This is a genomic window from Chitinophaga sp., from assembly GCF_035761305.1.
Lineage (GTDB): Bacteria > Bacteroidota > Bacteroidia > Chitinophagales > Chitinophagaceae > Chitinophaga.
Genome location: NZ_DASTRI010000233.1, coordinates 1 through 19,775, shown reverse-complemented (window position 1 = coordinate 19,775; position 19,775 = coordinate 1). Strand labels below are relative to the sequence as shown.

General features: G+C 49.5%; 17 protein-coding genes. 9 read left to right on the top strand and 8 right to left on the bottom strand.

Annotated elements, in window-relative coordinates:
• The first annotated feature begins 237 nt into the window (after positions 1-237).
• From VFS25_RS19675 to VFS25_RS19655, 5 genes are all read left to right on the top strand, one after another.
• Positions 238-921 carry a succinate dehydrogenase cytochrome b subunit gene (locus VFS25_RS19675; protein WP_326463888.1) on the top strand — a complete coding sequence of 228 codons (684 nt, stop codon included), beginning with the start codon at positions 238-240 and terminating at the stop codon, positions 919-921.
• A 32-nt stretch (positions 922-953) separates the two neighbouring features.
• Entirely contained in the window at positions 954-2,927 is a 1,974-nt protein-coding gene (locus VFS25_RS19670; RefSeq protein ID WP_326463887.1) for a fumarate reductase/succinate dehydrogenase flavoprotein subunit, read from the top strand.
• 21 nt (positions 2,928-2,948) lie between these two features.
• The gene (locus VFS25_RS19665) at positions 2,949-3,713 is read left to right on the top strand and encodes a succinate dehydrogenase/fumarate reductase iron-sulfur subunit (RefSeq protein ID WP_326463886.1); all 765 of its coding nucleotides are present in this window, start codon (positions 2,949-2,951) and stop codon (positions 3,711-3,713) included.
• Positions 3,714-3,855: 142 nt separating this feature from the next.
• Complete coding sequence (locus VFS25_RS19660; protein ID WP_326463885.1) at positions 3,856-5,235, top strand: Gfo/Idh/MocA family oxidoreductase; 1,380 nt, start codon at positions 3,856-3,858, stop codon at positions 5,233-5,235.
• Between the two features lie 84 nt (positions 5,236-5,319).
• A complete protein-coding gene (locus tag VFS25_RS19655) occupies positions 5,320-7,380 on the top strand; it encodes a S9 family peptidase (RefSeq protein ID WP_326463884.1) in 2,061 nt (686 codons plus the stop codon).
• Positions 7,381-7,382: 2 nt separating this feature from the next.
• Here the strand turns inward: VFS25_RS19655 and murI are convergent, their stop codons facing one another.
• The 3 genes from murI to VFS25_RS19640 all read right to left on the bottom strand — a co-directional run bounded on the left by murI (position 7,383) and on the right by VFS25_RS19640 (position 9,849).
• Complete coding sequence (gene murI, locus VFS25_RS19650; protein WP_326463883.1) at positions 7,383-8,198, bottom strand: glutamate racemase; 816 nt, start codon at positions 8,196-8,198, stop codon at positions 7,383-7,385.
• A gap of 217 nt (positions 8,199-8,415) precedes the next feature.
• On the bottom strand, positions 8,416-9,066 hold the full coding sequence (locus VFS25_RS19645; protein WP_326463882.1) for a carbonic anhydrase: 651 nt from the start codon (positions 9,064-9,066) through the stop codon (positions 8,416-8,418).
• Positions 9,067-9,102: 36 nt separating this feature from the next.
• Positions 9,103-9,849 (bottom strand): EcsC family protein, encoded by a 747-nt coding sequence (locus VFS25_RS19640; RefSeq protein ID WP_326463881.1) that lies wholly within the window; start codon positions 9,847-9,849, stop codon positions 9,103-9,105.
• 311 nt (positions 9,850-10,160) lie between these two features.
• Between VFS25_RS19640 and VFS25_RS19635 the strand changes: the two genes are divergently transcribed.
• The gene (locus VFS25_RS19635; protein WP_326463880.1) at positions 10,161-11,804 is read left to right on the top strand and encodes an ABC-F family ATP-binding cassette domain-containing protein; all 1,644 of its coding nucleotides are present in this window, start codon (positions 10,161-10,163) and stop codon (positions 11,802-11,804) included.
• Between the two features lie 142 nt (positions 11,805-11,946).
• Here the strand turns inward: VFS25_RS19635 and VFS25_RS19630 are convergent, their stop codons facing one another.
• Both VFS25_RS19630 and VFS25_RS19625 read right to left on the bottom strand, forming a co-directional pair.
• A complete protein-coding gene (locus VFS25_RS19630) occupies positions 11,947-12,345 on the bottom strand; it encodes a response regulator (RefSeq protein WP_326463879.1) in 399 nt (132 codons plus the stop codon).
• Between the two features lie 274 nt (positions 12,346-12,619).
• Positions 12,620-13,582, bottom strand: coding sequence for a hypothetical protein (locus VFS25_RS19625; RefSeq protein ID WP_326463878.1), 963 nt, complete (start codon positions 13,580-13,582; stop codon positions 12,620-12,622).
• Between the two features lie 164 nt (positions 13,583-13,746).
• Between VFS25_RS19625 and VFS25_RS19620 the strand changes: the two genes are divergently transcribed.
• Both VFS25_RS19620 and holA read left to right on the top strand, forming a co-directional pair.
• Positions 13,747-14,409 (top strand): ribonuclease H-like domain-containing protein, encoded by a 663-nt coding sequence (locus tag VFS25_RS19620; protein ID WP_326463877.1) that lies wholly within the window; start codon positions 13,747-13,749, stop codon positions 14,407-14,409.
• Between the two features lie 71 nt (positions 14,410-14,480).
• Positions 14,481-15,476, top strand: coding sequence for a DNA polymerase III subunit delta (holA, locus tag VFS25_RS19615; RefSeq protein ID WP_326463876.1), 996 nt, complete (start codon positions 14,481-14,483; stop codon positions 15,474-15,476).
• A gap of 167 nt (positions 15,477-15,643) precedes the next feature.
• On the opposite strand, the gene VFS25_RS19610 is transcribed toward holA, so the two are convergent.
• Entirely contained in the window at positions 15,644-16,546 is a 903-nt protein-coding gene (locus VFS25_RS19610; protein ID WP_326463875.1) for a bifunctional riboflavin kinase/FAD synthetase, read from the bottom strand.
• Positions 16,547-16,885: 339 nt separating this feature from the next.
• On the opposite strand from VFS25_RS19610, the gene VFS25_RS19605 reads away from it, so the two are divergent.
• Positions 16,886-18,064 (top strand): AIR synthase related protein, encoded by a 1,179-nt coding sequence (locus VFS25_RS19605; protein WP_326463874.1) that lies wholly within the window; start codon positions 16,886-16,888, stop codon positions 18,062-18,064.
• A 72-nt stretch (positions 18,065-18,136) separates the two neighbouring features.
• Here the strand turns inward: VFS25_RS19605 and VFS25_RS19600 are convergent, their stop codons facing one another.
• Both VFS25_RS19600 and VFS25_RS19595 read right to left on the bottom strand, forming a co-directional pair.
• On the bottom strand, positions 18,137-19,570 hold the full coding sequence (locus tag VFS25_RS19600; protein ID WP_326463873.1) for a M56 family metallopeptidase: 1,434 nt from the start codon (positions 19,568-19,570) through the stop codon (positions 18,137-18,139).
• 3 nt (positions 19,571-19,573) lie between these two features.
• On the bottom strand, positions 19,574-19,775 hold a 202-nt coding region (locus tag VFS25_RS19595), incomplete at its 5' end, for a BlaI/MecI/CopY family transcriptional regulator (RefSeq protein ID WP_326463872.1).

Below are 19,775 nucleotides of genomic sequence, written 5' to 3'. Positions count from 1 at the left end.
CGAACAAACCAAACAGGAATTTTTAAAAACCCACCTGGACCATTACGTACACCTGCTTGAGAATGACAAATGGAGAACCTATCAGCCCCTGCATTTATATAACATGATCGATAATGTAATGATGCGGCGGTTGGAATAAACTGAGAAATATCATTTGGTTTTAACTTTTCCTGCGTTAAATTTGCCCGACATTTAGGAATTTTATCATATTACTTATAAGGAAGCTCAGTATTTTATATGAAGTGGTCACAATTCTTCAATACCTCTATTGGCAAGAAATTATTAGTAGGCGCTACCGGTCTTTTCCTTTGCAGCTTCGTTGTAGTACACCTGGCTGGTAACATACAGCTGTTGTATAACGACGGAGGTAAGGCCTTTAACAGCTATGCCGCCTTCATGGGCCACAACAGCCTTATTCAGTTCATTGCCTGGGGGTTAAAGATCGTGATAGTGCTGCATGCTATTATTGCCCTGCAGCTCACTTTCAGTAACCGCAAGGCCCGTCCGGTAAAATATACCATGAACCCGGGTAACCAAACTTCTTCGTGGTTCAGCCGGCAAATGGCTATTATGGGCAGCATCCTGCTCATTTTCCTTATTATTCACCTGGCCGATTTCTGGTGGAAGTTCCACTTTGGCGCATTACCTACCATTAATTACGACCCTACCGGCGAACCGGTAAAAGACCTGTACTCCGTAGTGCAATACGCCTTTAAAGAAGGCTGGCTGGTAGCCCTGTATGTAATAGGCATGGTAGGGCTGTCATTTCACCTGGTGCATGGTTTCAAAAGCGCATTCCAGACCTTTGGTTTAAACCATGTTAAATACAACGGCTTAATTAAATTCATTGGGGTATGGTTGTTCGGCATCCTGATCCCTGTTGGTTTTGCTGCTATACCGGTGGTAATATTTTTCAAATAATTCAGACTTTACTCTCAAATTCTTGACATATTATGTTGGATGCAAAAATTCCTGCCGGCCCGTTAAATAGTAAATGGGAAGATTATAAAGGACACTGTAAGCTGGTAAACCCTACCAACAAGCGCAGTCTGGAGATAATCGTTGTGGGCACCGGCCTGGCAGGCGCCTCAGCAGCGGCTTCCTTAGGTGAGCTCGGATATAAGGTAAAAGCATTCTGCTTTCAGGACAGCGCCCGCCGCGCGCACAGTATTGCTGCGCAGGGTGGTATTAACGCTGCCAAGAACTACCAGAACGATGGTGACTCGGTTTTCCGTTTGTTTTATGATACCGTAAAAGGCGGCGACTACCGCTCCCGCGAAGCCAATGTGCATCGCCTGGCAGAGGTAAGCGCTAACATTATAGACCAGTGCGTGGCGCAGGGCGTACCCTTTGCCCGCGAGTACGGCGGCCTGCTGAGCAACCGCTCCTTTGGCGGTACACAGGTACAGCGTACATTTTACGCCGCCGGCCAAACCGGCCAGCAGCTGCTGTTAGGCGCTTACTCCGCAATAGAGCGACAGGTAGCCCTGGGCAATGTAACCATGTACACCCGCCACGAAATGCTGGATTTGGTAAAAATAGACGGTAAGGCCCGCGGTATTATTGCCCGCAACCTGATTACCGGTCAGCTGGAACGCCACTTTGGCCATGCCGTGCTGCTGTGCAGCGGCGGTTATGGTAACGTGTTCTACCTGTCTACCAACGCTATGGGCTCTAACGCAACCGCAGCATGGAAAGCCACCAAAAAAGGCGCTTTCTTTGGCAATCCCTGCTTTACGCAAATACACCCTACCTGCATTCCTGTTTCCGGGGATCATCAGTCTAAATTAACACTGATGTCAGAATCGCTGCGTAACGACGGCCGTATATGGGTGCCCAAAAAACAGAACGATACCCGTAAGCCTAACGATATACCGGAAGACGAAAGGGATTACTACCTCGAAAGAAGGTACCCCGCCTTTGGTAACCTGGTGCCGCGCGATGTGGCCTCCCGTGCCGCTAAGGAACGCTGCGATGCCGGCTACGGCGTAGGCAGCTCCAAACAAGCCGTGTACCTGGATTTTGCCGCCAGCACCGAAAGATATGGCAAGGTAGAAGCAGGTAAACGTGGCCTGGATAATCCTACCCCGGAGCAGATCCGCCAGCTGGGTAAGGAAGTGGTGGCGGAAAAATACGGCAACCTGTTTGACATGTACGCCAAGATCACCGGCGAAAACCCGTATGATGTGCCCATGCGCATTTACCCTGCCGTACACTACACCATGGGCGGCCTTTGGGTGGATTATGAGCTCATGACCACGGTGCCTGGTTTATACGCCCTGGGCGAAGCTAACTTCTCAGACCACGGCGCTAACCGCCTGGGCGCGTCTGCGCTTATGCAGGGCCTGGCCGACGGTTATTTTGTAATACCCTACACTATAGGTAATTACCTGGCCGATGAGATCCGTACCAAAGCTATTCCCACAGACCATCCGGCCTTTGTGGAAGCGGAAAAGAATGTACAGGCTACCATTAACCGGTTGATGGATATTAAAGGCACTAAGTCGGTAGACCATTTCCATAAACGCCTGGGCAAGATCATGTGGGATAAATGCGGCATGGCGCGTAATGAGCAGGGCCTGAAAGAAGCCATAGAAGAGATCAAAGCCCTGCGTGCGGAGTTCTGGAAAGATGTACGCATACCCGGCACCGCCAATGAATTTAACCCTGAGCTGGAAAAAGCAGGCCGCGTGGCCGACTTCCTGGAGCTGGGTGAGCTGATGTGCATAGATGCCCTGCACCGCCGCGAGTCCTGCGGTGGGCACTTCCGTGAAGAGTCACAGACAGACGAAGGTGAAGCACTGCGTAACGATGCTGAGTTCAGCTATGTAGCCGCATGGGAATATAAAGGCGACAGCGCCTATGAGCTGCATAAGGAACCGCTGGTATTTGAAGAGTGCAAGCCTACACAACGTTCTTATAAATAATCAAATAATTGTCCAAAGAAGATGGAACATTATACAATGGGCCTCACCTTAAAAGTGTGGCGGCAAAAAAGTACAAATGATCAGGGTGGGTTTGAAACTTACCAGGTAAAAGATATATCGTCAGAAATGTCCTTCCTGGAAATGTTTGACGTGCTGAATGAACGCCTGATCAATGAGGGTAAAGAACCGATAGCATTTGACCATGACTGCCGTGAAGGTATTTGCGGTATGTGTTCCATGCATATCAACGGCCGCGCGCATGGCCCCTGGGCCGGTACTACTACCTGCCAGCTGCATATGCGCGCCTTTAAAGATGGCGACACCATTACCGTAGAACCCTGGAGAGCCGGCGCTTTCCCTGTGCTGAAAGACCTGACGGTAGACCGCAGCGCTTTTGACCGCATAATTGAAGCCGGGGGTTATATATCTGTAAATACCGGTAACGCGGTAGACGCTAACGCCATTCCCGTTCCCAAGGATAAAGCCGATGCGGCGTTTGCAGCAGCAGCCTGTATTGGTTGCGGCGCCTGCGTGGCAGCATGTAAGAACTCATCTGCCATGCTGTTTGTATCTGCCAAGGTGTCCCAGCTGGCCCAGCTGCCGCAGGGTGAGCCGGAAAGAACCACCCGCGCGCTGAACATGGTAGCCCAAATGGATAAGGAAGGCTTTGGCAGCTGTACCAACACCGGCGCCTGTGAAGCGGAATGTCCCAAAGAGATTTCCCTCACCAACATTGCCCGCCTGAACCGCGAGTTTATCCGGGCCGGGTTTACATATGAAAAATAAGTAAGACTACCTGGTAAATAAAACACAGGCTGTTCCTGAACGGGATAGCCTGTTTTGTTTTTACCACTCCTCCCGCACCATTACAGAAGTTCCGTTTTTTTCGTTATTATTATACATCTATCCACGTCTAAACAACAACGTTATGTCTAACCACTCCCGCAGAAAATTCCTCCGGCAGCTGGGCAGCACCGCTGCCTTATTGGGCGCCGGCCCCCTGGCTTCCCTCGGCCGCGAAACCGTACATGTACTGCAGCCGCAGAAACGTATATCCGCTAACGATAAAATCCGCCTGGCCTGCGTGGGCATGGGCATTATGGGCTTTGGCGATGTTGAAACCGCGCTGAAGGTGCCCGGTGTGGAGTTTGTGGGCGCCGCCGACCTGTACGACGGGCACCTGCAGAAAATAAAGGAAGTATACGGCCCCAATGTATTTACCACCCGTGACTACCGCGAGCTGCTGAACCGTAAGGATATTGACGCCGTAATAGTGGCCACGCCCGATCACTGGCACGATACCATTTCCATTTACGCCATGGAGCATGGTAAGCATGTGTACTGTGAAAAGCCTATGGTGCAGCAAATAGCTGAAGGGCACCAGGTAATAGCTACGCAAAAACGCACCGGCAAAGTGTTCCAGGTGGGCAGCCAGCGGGTAAGCAGCGTAGCCATGATAGAAGCGCGTAAAAGATACCAGGCCGGGGATATAGGGCAGCTGAATATTGTAGAAGCCTGCTACGACCGGCACGATGCATTGGGCGCCTGGCAATACTCCATACCACCGGATGCCAGCCCGCAAACAATTGATTTTGACACTTTCCTGAAAGATACCGCCAAAGTGCCCTTTGATCCGGTGCGCTTTTTCCGCTGGCGCAACTACCAGGCCTATGGCACCGGCGTTCCCGGCGACCTGTTCGTGCACCTCATTACCGGCCTGCATTTTGTAACCGGCTCGTTGGGCCCTTCCCGTATATTTGCCAGCGGCAACCTGGTAGAGTGGAAAGATGGCCGCGACGTGCCCGATGTAGTGGTGGCCATTTTTGATTACCCGGAAACCAAAGAGCATCCGGCCTTCCAGACCACCCTGCGGGTAAATTTTGCAGATGGTGGCGGTGGCGGGCAGTATAGCCGCTTTATTGGCACAGAAGGAATGCTGGAAATGGGCTGGAACGATTTCCGTATAAAAAAACATAAGCTGCCCCAGGCGCCCGGCTACGGCGGGTGGGACACCTATAACACCTTTACCAAAGCACAGCAGGAGGCCTTTGTGCAGCAGTACAATGCCAAATACCCCGAGTCTATGCGTAAAGGCGACCGGTCAGAAAGCAAGTATGCAGCCCCTGAGGGTTACGATGACCGGCAGGATCATTTTGCGAATTTCTTTGAAGCCGTGCGTACCGGCAAAGCAGTGGTGGAAGATGCTACCTTTGGCCTGCGTGCCGCCGGCCCCGCCCTGCTTACCAATGAAAGCTACTTTAAAAAGCAGGCCATTCACTGGAACCCGGAAGGCATGCAAATTGTTTAATACACTGCCTATATGAAGCACACGCCAGGTTTCACTGCATTATTATGCATCAGCCTTTTGGGCTGCCAGGAGAAAAAGAATAATATGACGGAACAAACGAAAGTGACAGCACCGGTAGCGCCCATAATCCCCAAGGCGCTTACCATACATGGAGATACGCGCACGGACAATTACTACTGGATGAACGACCGCAATGATCCAAAGGTAATTGCTTACCTGCAGGCAGAAAATGCTTACCTGGACACCGTGATGCAGCCGGAGGCCAAGCTACGGGAAAGCCTGTATGAAGAAATGAAAGGCCGCGTGATGGAAACAGATGCCAGCGCGCCCTACCTGAAAAACGGCTACTACTATTATACCCGCTATGAAACCGGTAAGGAATACCCTATTTACTGCCGCAAAAAAGGCAGCCTGGAAGCGGAGGAAGAGATAATGCTGAACGTGAACGACCTGGCCAAAGGCCATGCCTACTGCCATGTAAATGCCCTTTCCGTAAGTCCGGACAACCAGCTGCTTGCTTTTGGTATAGATACCGTAAGCCGCCGCAAATATGCGATATTGGTAAAAGAGCTGGCCACCGGTAAAATGCTCCCGGATACTATTCCCGATACCAACGGAGAGGCAGCCTGGGCCAATGATAACAAAACTTTTTTTTACACCCGTAAGCACCCCGAAACCCTGCGCGAAGAGCGCATTATGCGGCATAAGCTGGGTACGGATGCAGCCGCCGACCACCAGGAGTATATGGAAAAGGATGAAACCTTTGATGTGGCGGTGGAACGCAGCAAGTCCGGGCAGTTTATCATGATCGCGGCTACCAGCACCCTCTCGTCCGAATACCGCATACTGGATGCCGATAAGCCCGAAGGCGGCTTCCGCGTTTTTCAGCCCCGGCAAAAAAATGTGCTGTATGATATTGAGCCGTTGAACGACCGTTTCTACATCCGCACCAACCTGGATGCGCAAAACTTCCGTTTAATGGAATGCCCGCTGGATAAAACCTCCAAAGATCACTGGAAAGAGGTGGTGCCGCACCGGGCCGATGTGCTGTTGGAAGAATTTGAGGTGTTCCGCAACTACCTGGTGCTGGGCGAACGTAAAGGCGGCCTTACACAGCTGCATATCATGAACCTGCAAAACCACCAGGACCATTACCTGCATTTCGATGAGCCGGCTTATGTAGCAAACATTGGCATTAACCGGGAAATTGATACCAAAGAGCTGCGCTATAGCTACACCTCCATGACTACGCCGGCTTCCACCTACGATTACGACATGGAAACCCGCAAAAGTGAGCTGAAGAAGCGGCAGGAGGTACTGGGCGGTTATGACCCAAAGGACTACGTAACGGAACGCATATACGCCACTGCAAAAGACGGGGTAAAGGTGCCCATATCCATTGTGTATAAAAAGGGTTTTGAAAAGAACGGCAACCACCCGCTGCTGCTGTATGGCTACGGCTCTTATGGTATTACCACCGAACCCACGTTCAGCAGTCCCCGCCTGAGCCTGTTAAACCGCGGCTTTGCCTTTGCCATAGCACATATCCGGGGTGGAGAGGAAATGGGCCGTTACTGGTATGAGGATGGGAAGCTGTTCAAAAAAATGAACACCTTTACCGATTTCATTGCGTGTGCCGAGTACCTGGTGGCGCAGCACTATACTTCGCCCGCGCACCTGTATGCGCAGGGCGGCAGCGCCGGCGGCCTGCTTATGGGGGCTGTTACCAATATGCGCCCCGACCTGTGGCATGGCGTAATTGCCGGTGTGCCGTTTGTGGATGTGCTTACCACTATGCTGGATGAAAGCATACCGCTTACTACCGGCGAGTTTGATGAATGGGGCAATCCCAAGAACAAGGACTCCTACGAGTACATGAAGCAGTACTCTCCGTACGATAATGTGGTGGCCAAAGCTTATCCCAACATGCTGGTCACCACCGGCCTGCACGACTCACAGGTGCAATACTGGGAGCCGGCCAAATGGGTAGCCAAGCTGCGTGCGCTCAAAACAGACCATAACCTGCTGTTGTTAAAAACAGACATGGAGGCCGGCCATGGCGGCGCTTCGGGCCGTTTTAAGTCACTGAAGAAAACAGCGCTGGAATATGCATTCCTGTTAAAGCTGGAAGGGAAAGAGAAGTGATTTTACAGCGCCAGGTGAGCTGACTGCACCTTTTTACTAAAGAAAATGCCCGCCATCCGGTCAAAGATCTGCGTGTCATCCGTGGTATAGAATTTCCGGGTGCCCTGTTTGCTTAAACGTGTTTCCATTTCCGGGTGGCGGTGCAAATAATCCTTCAGGCTGTGTGCTACTATTTTGCCCTGTGACAGCACTGTAACGCCGCCGGGCAGGTTTTCCCTTATTTTCTGCATGAGCAGCGGGTAGTGTGTGCATCCCAGTACAAGGGTATCAATATTAGGCGCCTCACCCAGTATATGATCCAGGTGCTTTTTTACAAAGTAGTCGGCGCCGCTGCCTTCGTGCTCATTGTTCTCTACCAGCGGCACCCACATGGGACACGCCTCCTGGTACACTTTTACCTGCGGAAAAAATTTGTGTATCTCTATCGGGTATGATTCAGAAGCTACGGTGCCGTTGGTGGCCAGTATGCCTACTTCACCGGTTTGGGTAAGGGTGCCCACCAGCTCTGTGGTGGGCCGTATAACGCCCAGCACACGCCGGTCGGGCGCTATGCGCGGCAGGTCTTTTTGCTGAATGGTGCGCAGCGCCTTGGCAGATGCGGTGTTGCAGGCCAGTATCACCAGCGGGCAGCCCATGTTAAAAAGATGCTGCACGCATTCCAGCGTATAGGCATGTATGGTTTCAAACCCGCGGTTGCCGTAAGGCGTACGGGCATTATCGCCCAAGTACAAATAGTCGTACTGCGGTAGTTCAGCTATGATCTCTTTCAGCACGGTTAACCCGCCGTAACCGGAGTCAAATACGCCAATAGGACCCATAAAGTCAATTATCAATTGTTCAATTACGAATTACGAATTGGAATGCTGCAGATGGTGAAATCAGTTGCCTGCTGGCATTTCAGTCATCATGAAACAACCAGGTATATTCATTCCGCTCTTATTCCGCATTCATAAACACACCGCATTTCAGTCTTCATGTAACTAAAAAACGTTTCCTCAATTCGTAATTCGTAATTCGTAATTCCGTAATTCGTAATTAAAACTGCATTCCTTTCCCGGTAAGGTCGTAGATCTTCTGTATCTCGTGCAGCAGGCCTTCAAAATCTATCTTCAGGTCAACCAGTATGCCGTTGTGCAGGTCATACACCCAGCCATGTACGGTCGGATAACCTTTGGTAAGATAGGATTGCTGCACCACCGCTGTTTTTATCACGTTCAGGCATTGCTCCTGTACATTCAGCTCCACCAGCCGGTTATAGCGTTGGTTAATGTCCGTTATGCTGTTCAGCTCTTCCATATGCAGGCGGTACACATCGCGTATGTTGCGCAGCCAGGGATTCAGCAGGCCCAGGTCTTGCGGCTGCATGGCGGCTTTTACGCCTCCGCAGCCATAATGCCCGCAAACAATAATGTGCTTTATATCCAGCTGCCGTACGCAATAGTTAATAACAGACATAACGTTCAGGTCTATATTATTCACCAGGTTGGCAATATTGCGGTGCACAAATACTTCGCCTGCATCCAGGCCCATGATCTCGTTGGCAGGCACGCGGCTGTCGCTGCAGCCGATGTACAGGTAGTCCGGGTTCTGTTCCTTTGCCAGCTTTTCAAAGAACTGCGCATCTGTAGCCGTTTTGGCGGCTACCCATTGTTTGTTGTTCTCAAAAATTTGTTCGTAGGTAGTCATGCGTCAGGAAATGTGAGTGAGCGGTAAAGATACATCTCAAACGTTTAATAAGCGCATACGGTAAGCATTCATGGCGCTACGCCCCAGTTTTTCTGTAAGGCGGTGGTTGGCATAAGCGCCTACAACCGCGCCAATGCCCGGCATTAGCTGCAGTAGTTTGGCAATATCAATATAGTCACGGTATTCCTGTTGAAAACGCCGCCAGTCAAAGGTGTGTATATCGGCCGGCAGCTCCCGGCTATAGTGGTCCCAGTTAGCCAGCAGGGGGTAGGTTTTGTTGCGCAGGTCCTGGCTGGAAAAGGTAACCTGGAAAACATACAGCAGGAACAGGCGCTCCTGGTAGCTCTTTACATTAAAGCCATATAAAGCAGCAATGTCAAACAGCATTTTCATTTTTATGCTAAGGAACAGCGGAAAATCGGCCAGCCCCAGTAAAATACCGCCCGCGCCCGTAATGGCGCCTTCGGTAGCCGCCGTGGTAGTATAAACACGTATGCGGTCCAGCACTTTTTGCTCTGTTACCTGCAGGTGTAGCACCGGCTGCGGCTCGGGAGTAACAAAACCCGCTCCGTACAACACTGCCCGGGTCATTTGTTTAATGGCCACAGTAAAGGCCCGGTGTACTTTTTCCGGTATCAGGCGGTTCACACGGTCCTGCACGCGTTTGGTAAGCCTGCCGGGCAGGGAAGGACCCCGCTGCATTTTCTTTTGCCAGCGGCGCAGCTCTTTCCGTACCTGTTGATCATAGTTGCTGTCCATAAGCAGTTGTTGCTGTGTTTCCATACAAAAGATACAGCAAATAAGTGACCAATAGGTGGCTATGGCCCCGGCGGCGATGAAAATGCAGCTTTATAACTTCAGCGGCTGGCCGGGAGGCAATTTAATTTGCAAAATATTCCGGCCGGGAGGCACCGGCTGGTAACCGCGCTCGTCTGCTGATTTCCGGTATACGTAAAGGTTATTGCTTCCGGCCTCCGCCTTAACCATTTTCCTGCTCCCAGCAGGGCCTTTGAACTGCCGGCAATCCTTTCTTTTCAGGCTATCGGTTATGGAGTATTTTGCCTAACTTTGCGCCTTAAATTTCATTAGCCAGCATGATCAGTGTTAAAAATGTATCGCTCTCTTACGGCAAACGCGTATTGTTTGATGAAGTAAACCTCAATTTCACCAAAGGGAACTGCTATGGTGTTATCGGAGCCAATGGCGCCGGTAAGTCTACTTTCCTGAAAATATTGTCAGGAGAAATAGAACCCAATAAAGGCACCGTGGAAATTACCCCTGGTGAGCGAATGAGCGTATTGAAGCAGAACCACTTCGAGTTTGATGAAGTAACGGTGCTCAATACGGTGCTGATGGGCAACAAGCGCCTGTGGGAAATTGCCAAGGAACGGGATGCCATTTATGCCAAAACTGATTTTACAGAGGAGGATGGCATACGCGCCGGCGAGCTGGAAGGCGAGTTTGGAGAAATGGACGGCTATACCGCCGAAAGTGATGCAGGCGCCCTGCTGGGCGACCTGGGTGTAAAGGAGGAGCTGCATAGCGCCTTGATGAAAGAGATCAGCGGTAGCTTAAAGGTGCGCGTGCTGCTGGCGCAGGCCCTGTTCGGCAACCCGGACATCCTGCTGCTGGACGAGCCTACCAACGACCTGGATGTAGAAACCATCGGCTGGCTGGAAAACTTCCTGGCCGATTATCAGAATATCGTAATAGTGGTATCGCACGACCGTCACTTCCTGGATGCCGTGTGTACCCATGTGGCGGATGTTGACCGCAGCAAAATCCAGATCTTTACCGGTAACTACTCCTTCTGGTACGAATCGTCCCAGTTAATGGCCCGCCAGCTGTCTGATAAGAATAAGAAGATGGAAGAAAAGCGGAAAGACCTGCTGGACTTTATTGCCCGCTTTAGCGCCAATGCTTCCAAGAGCAAACAGGCTACCTCCCGTAAAAAGGCTTTGGAAAAGCTGGTGATAGAAGAAATACAACCCTCCAACCGTAAATACCCGGGCATTATCTTCAAGCAGCTGCGTGAAGTAGGTAACCAGATACTGAATGTGGAAAAGCTGCAAAAAACCATTGATGGCCGCACCCTGTTCAGCAATGCTACCTTTACCGTGAATAAGGGAGATAAAATCGCATTCCTTTCCAAAGATCACCTGGCCCTTACCACTTTCTTTGAGATCATTAACGGGGAAATGGAGGCCGACGGCGGTAAGTATGAATGGGGCACCACGGTAACCAAAGCTTACCTGCCAAACGATAACGCCAAGTATTTTACCGATAAGTCCCTGAACCTGATGGATTGGTTACGGCAGTTTGTACCCCCGCATGTTACGGATGTGGATGAACCCTTCCTGCGCGGTTTCCTGGGTAAAATGCTGTTCAGCGGCGACGACATCATGAAAAAAACCAGTGTGCTGAGTGGTGGTGAAAAAGTGCGCTGCATGATCAGCCGCATGATGCTGCAGGACCCGAACGTAGTAATACTGGACGAGCCTACCAACCACCTGGACCTGGAATCCATACAGTCATTCAACGAAAGCATGAACAACTTTAAAGGTATTGTGCTGTTTACCACGCATGACCATACCTTTATGCAGTCCGTGGCCAACCGCATTATTGAAATTACGCCTAAAGGTGTTATTGACAGGCTGATGACCTTTGATGAATACCTTGATGATGCGCGCGTAAAGGCGCTGCGGGAGGAAATGTACATGAATGCGCAGCCAGCGTGATGAAAATGTGCAGATATGCAGATGATTTAAATAGCTTTAATTATAAAATGCATAAAGGCGAAGGTGTTGTTTAAGCAGCACTTTCGCCTTTTCATTTACGCACCTGGCTATTCACACACCCATCATCTGCACATCTGCAGATCTACAGGTGTTTTTCGATAATCTCCAGTTTTGCTTTATCCAGCGGTTTGGTAATATAGGCGGCCAGTTCCGGCGTATTGTTTACCTGCTGAATATCCCTTTCATCCACCGAAGAAGAGCACATAATAAGGGGAATGTGCCGGGCCAGGGTTGGTTGAAGCTCGCGGAAAGCTTTTATAAATTCCCACCCGTTCATGGGTTGCATGTTAATATCTACAATGATTAATGAGGGCAGGAGTTGCCCGGGCGTGCGCAATTGCTCCAGCGCATCTTCTGCAGAAAAAAAAGAGATGATAGTGAGGTTATTTTGATCGTTCCCGCACTGTTTGAACAGCTTCTTAATAATGAAGTGGAAAATTTCATCATCGTCTATAACGTACACTGATTTGGAATCCGCCATGCCGTTTGGTTTTTTAAGGTATCGCTGGTTATTTTCAGTCTAAGATTTTTCGCTTATTCATTTGGGTTTGTACGCGCTGGTTTTCCTTTTAAAGCAAGGCTACTCTACTACAGTTTCTGGTCACATTTCCGAAAAAAGAAGTTCAAATTAAGTTTATTTTCATATATGCGGTCTGTCAATAACTAATCATTAACAAATCTGAAATAATAAAGGGACCACCGTTACCGGAGATCCCTTTATTCATAAGTTTAAATATATCTGTTAAAACTGTAGACTAGAACCAACCACCTTTCTTCAAAGTTACTTTGCCTTGGCCAATGCGGAACCCATTATGATAGATCTCAACGCTGTAATCACCCGGCTTAAAATCGGAATTCTGCTTCCAGTCCATGGTTACAGTTTGTTTCTCGCCTTTAGTGTAAGCAACGGTTTTCTTGGCAGTATATAATTTCTCGGTACCATCATCCAGGCTAAAGCGGCCGGAGCCCAGTGCTTCTACTGCCAGGGGAGAGCCGTCGGGGGAGGTAATGGCTACATAAATTTCCTTGTCGCCGGTAGGAGCAATCCTGTTCTCATCCAGGTCAAAGGTAACCCGCATCATATCGGCGCGTTTGGCCTTGGAGGTTTCTACTTCCTTCCCGTTTTTCTTAATCTGTAAGGGCTGCAGCTTAATGTTGCTGGCATGTAATACAGAACCCAGGGTTACCTGTTTGTTTAAGCTGTCTTTTACCACGCCTACTGAATCTCTTTCCTTGCGTGCCACATCCCTTTCACCGGCTAATACCAGTTTTTCTCCTTCCAGGCGTTCAATAGTTTCCTGGTAACCGGCTATATTTGATTTTAATTGTTCTATCAGCCTGCGGGCTTCTGCCAGTTCAGCCTGGGAAGCATTTTTGTTTGACAGGATGCTGGCAATCCTGGATTTCATGTCGGCAAGTTCTTTATCCTTGGTTTTTACCAGGCTGTCCATGCGGCTGTTTTGGGAAATCAGGTCATCCAGCCGGGCATTTGCAGCATTATATTCCTGCTGTAATGCATCTCTTGATGATGAAATAGAATCGATCTGAGTGCCTTGTTGTACAATGGTTTCGTTCGTCTTATTTTTGTCATACAACATATAGATCCACGTACCCGCCAGTGCTGCAATTAAAATTCCGTATATAAGTCCGTTACGGCTACGCGGTTTTTCAGAGCCGGATGGTCCGGAAGCAGGCGTGTTAAATGTGTTCTCAGTCATAGTTTGTTTGTTTTATGTTTAATTGTTATATGGTTAAAAAACTTTATGCAAAAATAGCTTTTTAAAATACTTTAATTCACAAACTTTTAAACAGGATTTTCCCAGTGCTACCTAACATCGCATTAGATCAATTATTACTGCTCGATATTGAAACAACCCCCGCTGTGGCTAGTTTTAGCGAATTGCCGGAGGCGCTTCAGCACCTCTGGATGGAGAAAATAACAAAAACTGCGCCAGAAACGGCTGACGGCGCTTCCGACTATTCGGAGCGTGCCGGCATTTACGCGGAGTTCGGGAAAGTGATCTGTATTTCAGCCGGCTATTTTACCATAGAAAACAATCGTTACCAGTTAAGGATCAAATCAATATTTGATGACGATGAACGGGTAGTGCTCAGCGGTTTCCTTGACCTGGTGAACAGGTTTTGCGCCCGGTACCCCCGTTTCCTGTTTGCCGGGCATAATATCAAAGAGTTTGATATTCCCTATATCTGTAGGCGTTCTGTTATCCATCAGCTATCTTTGCCCCCGTGCCTGCAATTGCACGGGTTTAAGCCCTGGGAGGTGCCGATGCTGGACACGCTGCACCTGTGGCGCTTTGGCGATTATAAGAACTATACTTCCCTGAAGCTGCTCACTACTATCCTGGGCATTCCTACTCCCAAGGATGATATTGACGGCAGCATGGTGGCCGGCGTATACTGGCAGCAGCACGATCTGCCGCGCATTGCCGCCTACTGCCAGAAAGATGTTGTAGCCGTAGGGCAGCTGCTGCAGCGTTTCAAAGGCGTGCCTATCTTAAAGGAAGAGGATATTATTATCGTTTAGCAGGAAGGCGTGTACAACCGCAAACCGGCACGGGCGCCTGGCTTCGTACCGCTAAAATCTAACATCATTTAATGGAATACCAGGATATTATAAAAGATTGGAAACAGAAGAAGTTTAAACCGCTTTACTGGCTGGAAGGGGAAGAGGATTTTTTTATTGACCAGGTGAGCAACTATGCAGAGCATAAGCTGCTGGATGAAGCGGAAAAGGGCTTTAACCTTACTATCCTTTACGGGAAAGATACCGACTGGAGCACGGTAATAAATGCCTGCCGCCGCTACCCGATGTTTGCAGAAAAGCAGGTGGTGCTGCTGAAAGAAGCCCAGGCCATGCGCGACCTCCTGAAGCTGGAGCCGTACATAGATCATCCCCTGGAATCCACCATTTTTGTGGTGGCCCACAAGCAGGGGAAAATAGACGGGCGCAGCAAAATGGCCAAGCTTATAAAGGAAAAGGGCGTATTGCTAAGCACCAAAAAAATGTATGATAACCAGCTGCCCGGGTGGGTAGAGGTGTATGTACGGGAGCTGGGCCGCGCTATTTCCCAAAAAGCCTGCATACTGCTGGTAGATCATATTGGCAACGACCTTTCCCGTATTGCCAATGAAATAGATAAGCTGCTGGTAAACCTGCCTGCCGATAAAAAAATTGACGAAAGCGATATTGAAAAATATGTAGGCATCAGCAAGGAGTATAATGTATTTGAGCTGCAGAACGCCGTGGGCCAGCAGGATTTTGCCAAGGTAATGCGCATTGTAAACTATTTTGCCGCCAACCCCAAGGCCGGCCCCGTGCAAATGGTAATACCGGCCCTGTACAATTTTTTCAGCAAGGTGAACCTGGTATTTGGCGTAAAGGGTGGTGAAAAGGAAATAGCCGCTGCGCTGGGCGTACACCCGTTTTTTGTAAAGGATTATATGCACGCTGCCCGCCAGTACGGGGCAGAAGGCGCGGAAAAAGCCATTTTACTGCTGCATACCTATAACCTGCGCAGTATAGGCATTAACGATAGCGGGGTAGCCGATGGAGAGCTGATGAAGGAGCTGATGTACAAGATAATGAGCTGAGCCAACGTGCAAATATGCAAATGTGCAGATGGATGGGTGTGTAAACAGGCAGGTGTATAAATGAAAGGCGAAAGAGCCGTTAAGGTGTACCTTTGCTTTTTTTATACATTTTATAATTAAGCTATTTAAATCATCTGCGCATCTGCATATTTGCACATCTGCACATTTTATAGCTGTTTTTTCGCTGCTGCGCTGTCCTTATCCATCTGCGCAATCAGCGCTTCCACATTGTCAAACTTCCGGTTGTGGCGTATAAAGCCAATGAACTGCACGCGCAGCTGCGCGCCATAAATATCCCGGTTAAAATCAAAGAGGTGCACTTCTAAACGAAGGTCGGTACCGTTAAAGGTAGGGCGCGTACCTATGCTCATTACCCCTTTTATGATGGCGGGCTCGTTATCCAGTGTTGCTTTTACGGCATAAATACCTTCGGAAGGTATCAGCTTGCGGGCATCTGCCAGCTGCAGGTTGGCGGTAGGGTAGCCCAGCTGCCGGCCCATTTTATCGCCATGTACTACGGTGCCTTCCAGGAAGTAGGGATAGCCCAGCAGCTCATCGGCCAGTGCTATATTGCCTTCCAGCAGGCGCTCCCGTATTTTGGTGGAGCTTACCGAAAGGTTGTGCACCACCTGCTGCGGTATTTCTACCAGGTGAAAGCCGTATTGCTGCTGTTCTGCTTCCAGCAGCTCCAGGCCGCCTTCGCGGTTATGGCCAAAACGGTGGTCGTACCCGATAATGATGGTATGCGGTTTAAAGCGGGCTATCAGAAAATCTTCCAGGTAGGCGCGGGCAGAAAGTTCGGAGAAGGCTTTGGTAAAGGGCACCACTACAAGGTGGTTAATGCCTTCCTTATCCAGCAGCTGTATCTTTTCCGGCAGGGTGGTGAGCAGGCGCAGCTTGTTATCGCCGGGAAACAGCACCTCCCGCGGGTGCGGGTCAAAGGTTACAATCACGGTTTCCCCGTTCACGGCTGCAGCCGTTTCCTGCAGCTGGCGTAAAATATACCGGTGCCCCGTATGCACACCGTCAAATGTACCAATAGTGATCACTGCATTACGAAAAGCCGGCAAATGTGATAGATCCCTGTGAACCTGCATAAGTCTGAATAACGGTCAAAAAGCCGTGCAAATCTAACCCAGTTTTTTGGGATTTACATATTTACACCGGCCAACAGGGCGGAAACTGCGGCTATTTAGGCCCGGCAGCGCCATAAACTTTGGCCCTTTTGCATACAATTTGTTACATCTTTATAACAATTTGTACTATCTATGCTACTTTTGCGCCGCTGGAAAGAAACAATAAAAGAAAGAAATAATAAAATTTTGCTATACCCTTGTAGCCAATTATGATGTATGATTGTGCGATCATTTAAACCGGCGATATAATAGTAAGATTATCAATTATTAAGTATGAACCAGGATCTGTATTCCAAGCGTGGCGTGTCTGCCGATAAAGAAGACGTGCACAATGCCATAAAGCATATTGATAAAGGACTGTTCCCGAAGGCTTTCTGTAAAATAGTGCCCGATATACTGGGCGGCGATGAAGCCTGGTGCAACATTATGCATGCCGACGGCGCCGGCACCAAATCTTCCCTGGCATATGCCTACTGGAAAAAAACAGGCGACCTGGGAGTGTGGAAAGGCATTGCGCAGGACGCCATTATCATGAATACCGACGATCTGCTGTGCGTGGGCGCTACAGAAAACATACTGCTGTCATCAACCATTGGGCGCAATAAACGCCTGATACCCGGTGAGGTAATAGCCGCCATTATTAACGGCACCGAAGAAATACTGGCAGAGCTGCGCAGCCATGGCATCAGCATTTACTCAACCGGCGGCGAAACCGCTGATGTGGGCGACCTGGTGCGCACTATTATTGTTGACTCTACGGTTACCTGCCGCATGAAACGGGCCGATGTGATCTCCAACCACCGCATACAGGCCGGTAATGTAATTGTAGGACTGGCCTCTTACGGGCAGGCTACCTATGAAAAAGAGTATAACGGCGGTATGGGCAGCAACGGGCTTACCTCTGCCCGGCACGATGTGTTTAACAAATCAGTGGCTGCCGCCTATCCCGATACCTTTGATGCGGGTATTCCGCAGGAGCTGGCGTTCAGCGGTAAAAAGGAGCTGACAGATAAAATTGATATTCCCGGTTTTGGCGCCATAGACGCCGGTAAGCTGGTGCTGTCACCCACACGTACCTACGCTCCTGTGATAAAGCAGGTGCTGGCTGCCTACCGCCCGCAAATTGACGGCATTGTACATTGCAGCGGCGGCGCGCAAACCAAGGTGCTGCATTTTATAGAACAGCTGCATGTAATAAAAGATAACCTGTTCCCTGTTCCGCCCCTGTTCCGGCTTATACAGGAGCAATCCGGCGCAGGCTGGCAGGAAATGTATAAAGTGTTTAACATGGGCCATCGCATGGAGCTGTATGTACCGGAGAACATTGCTGCCGGTATCATTGAAATAGCCAAAGGATTTAATATAGATGCACAGGTAATCGGAAGGGTAGAGGCCGCGCCGGCAAAGAAAGTAACGGTGCAGAGCGGGTATGGCGCTTTTGTATATGAATAAAAAAATTTGGGGTTAACCCATAATTGAGAATTACGGCAGCTACTGTTTACAACAATAGCTGCCGTAAATATTTTAACAGCTGCCTTTGGGCAGGAACAGCATAAAAGAGTTGATCATAGATGTTTCCAAAGTGTAGCGGATGGGCAGGTTAAACTGCACGGCCACCTTTTGCCCATGTTGCATGCCCGGCGTCCATTTGGGCATGCTGTTCACTACCCGTAAAGACTCCTCTTCCAAACCTCCGCCTTTCCGGGCGCCTACTATTTTGGCGTCGGTAACAGTACCATCTGCCTGTATCACAAACTGCACGAACACCGTACCGCTAATGTTATGTTCCTGCGCTTCTTTTGGATAGCGTATATTCTTGCTCAGGTAGGAAGCCAGCGCTTCTTCGCCGCCAGGGTATGTGGGCGGGTTTTCTACAAAGGTGAATATCTCGTGGTGCGGGTTTTGCCGGGCGTAATCATCGCTGGTTTTTGCGCCGGATTTAATGTTGCTTACGTGATATGTTTTCCCGTCCTCGGTAAAAATCGTTATTTCCTTGTTGTCGCTAACGTTAATGGACTTAATCTGGTTCGCAGGTATAGTGTTTATTTCGTCCATCGTAATTTCTTCAGGGCCGGGTTTAACGGCGCTTTCTTCTTTCTGCTGGCAGCCGATGAAAATAACCAGGGCAGCCAGTACGGGTAATACAATTAACTTTTTCATAGTTGAGAAATTTGATTTATGTGTTAAAAGCATATTGATCCTGCGTTGTATGGGCGGATGAAAAAAGTTATTCGTAAGGGTTAGCTGCCGGCTTTGCAGCGTTACCTGTAAAATGGTTTGCGCATAATCTGCCGTATGGCCGGCAGCCGCCTGCTGGTCGGCAATAAACTCATGTACAATGGCCAGTTCTCTTTTAAACAGGTGAAAGAAGGGGTTCACCCAGCAAACCGCGCACACTACCTCCATCAGCAGCTTATCTACACTATGCTTTTGCGTTACATGCGTTAGCTCGTGCTGCAGTATCTGCTGCCCGTCGGCGCTTTCGGGGTTCAGCTCCCGGTTCCAGAAAATGTACCGGAAAAAGGAAAAAGGCATGGGCACCTGCTCGCTTTGTATAAAGCGGTAAGGGTGCAGGTGCTGCACCTTGCTGCTGTGAATAAGCCGGTATATTTTCCAGCAGCCGGTGGCAACGCGCGCCAGTAGTATAAGCACTACCAGCCCGTAAGCCGGTAATATGAGCTGCAGGTAATCAATAGCCGCGGCAGGAGCAGCCGGCATAATAAATTCTCTCAGGGTAATGATCTGCGTGGTATAGCTGCTGAGAACCGGCGCCTGCCTGCCTTCAAAAAACAGGGGCAGCTGCAGCAAGGGCAGTGTTAATGAAAGCAGGGTGGCCAGCAGCAGGTAGTACCGGTTCCACTGGTGAAAGCGGTTATTCCGCAGCGCTGCATAATAGTAGCCGTACAGTATGCCGGAGCATACCATCATCTTAAGCAGGTAGGAAAGCAGGGGGGCCATGGCTTATTTATTTTGTGCGTCCTTAATTTGTTTCAATAGTTTTTCCAGGTCATTTACGCTCAGATCTTTTTCCTTTACAAAGAAGGAAATAAGGTTGCTGTACGAGCCTTCAAAATAACCCTTCACCAGCTGCTTCACGGTTTTGTGGCTGTACTCGTCTTTACTGATAAGCGCATAATACTGGTGCGATTTGCCATAGGCTTTA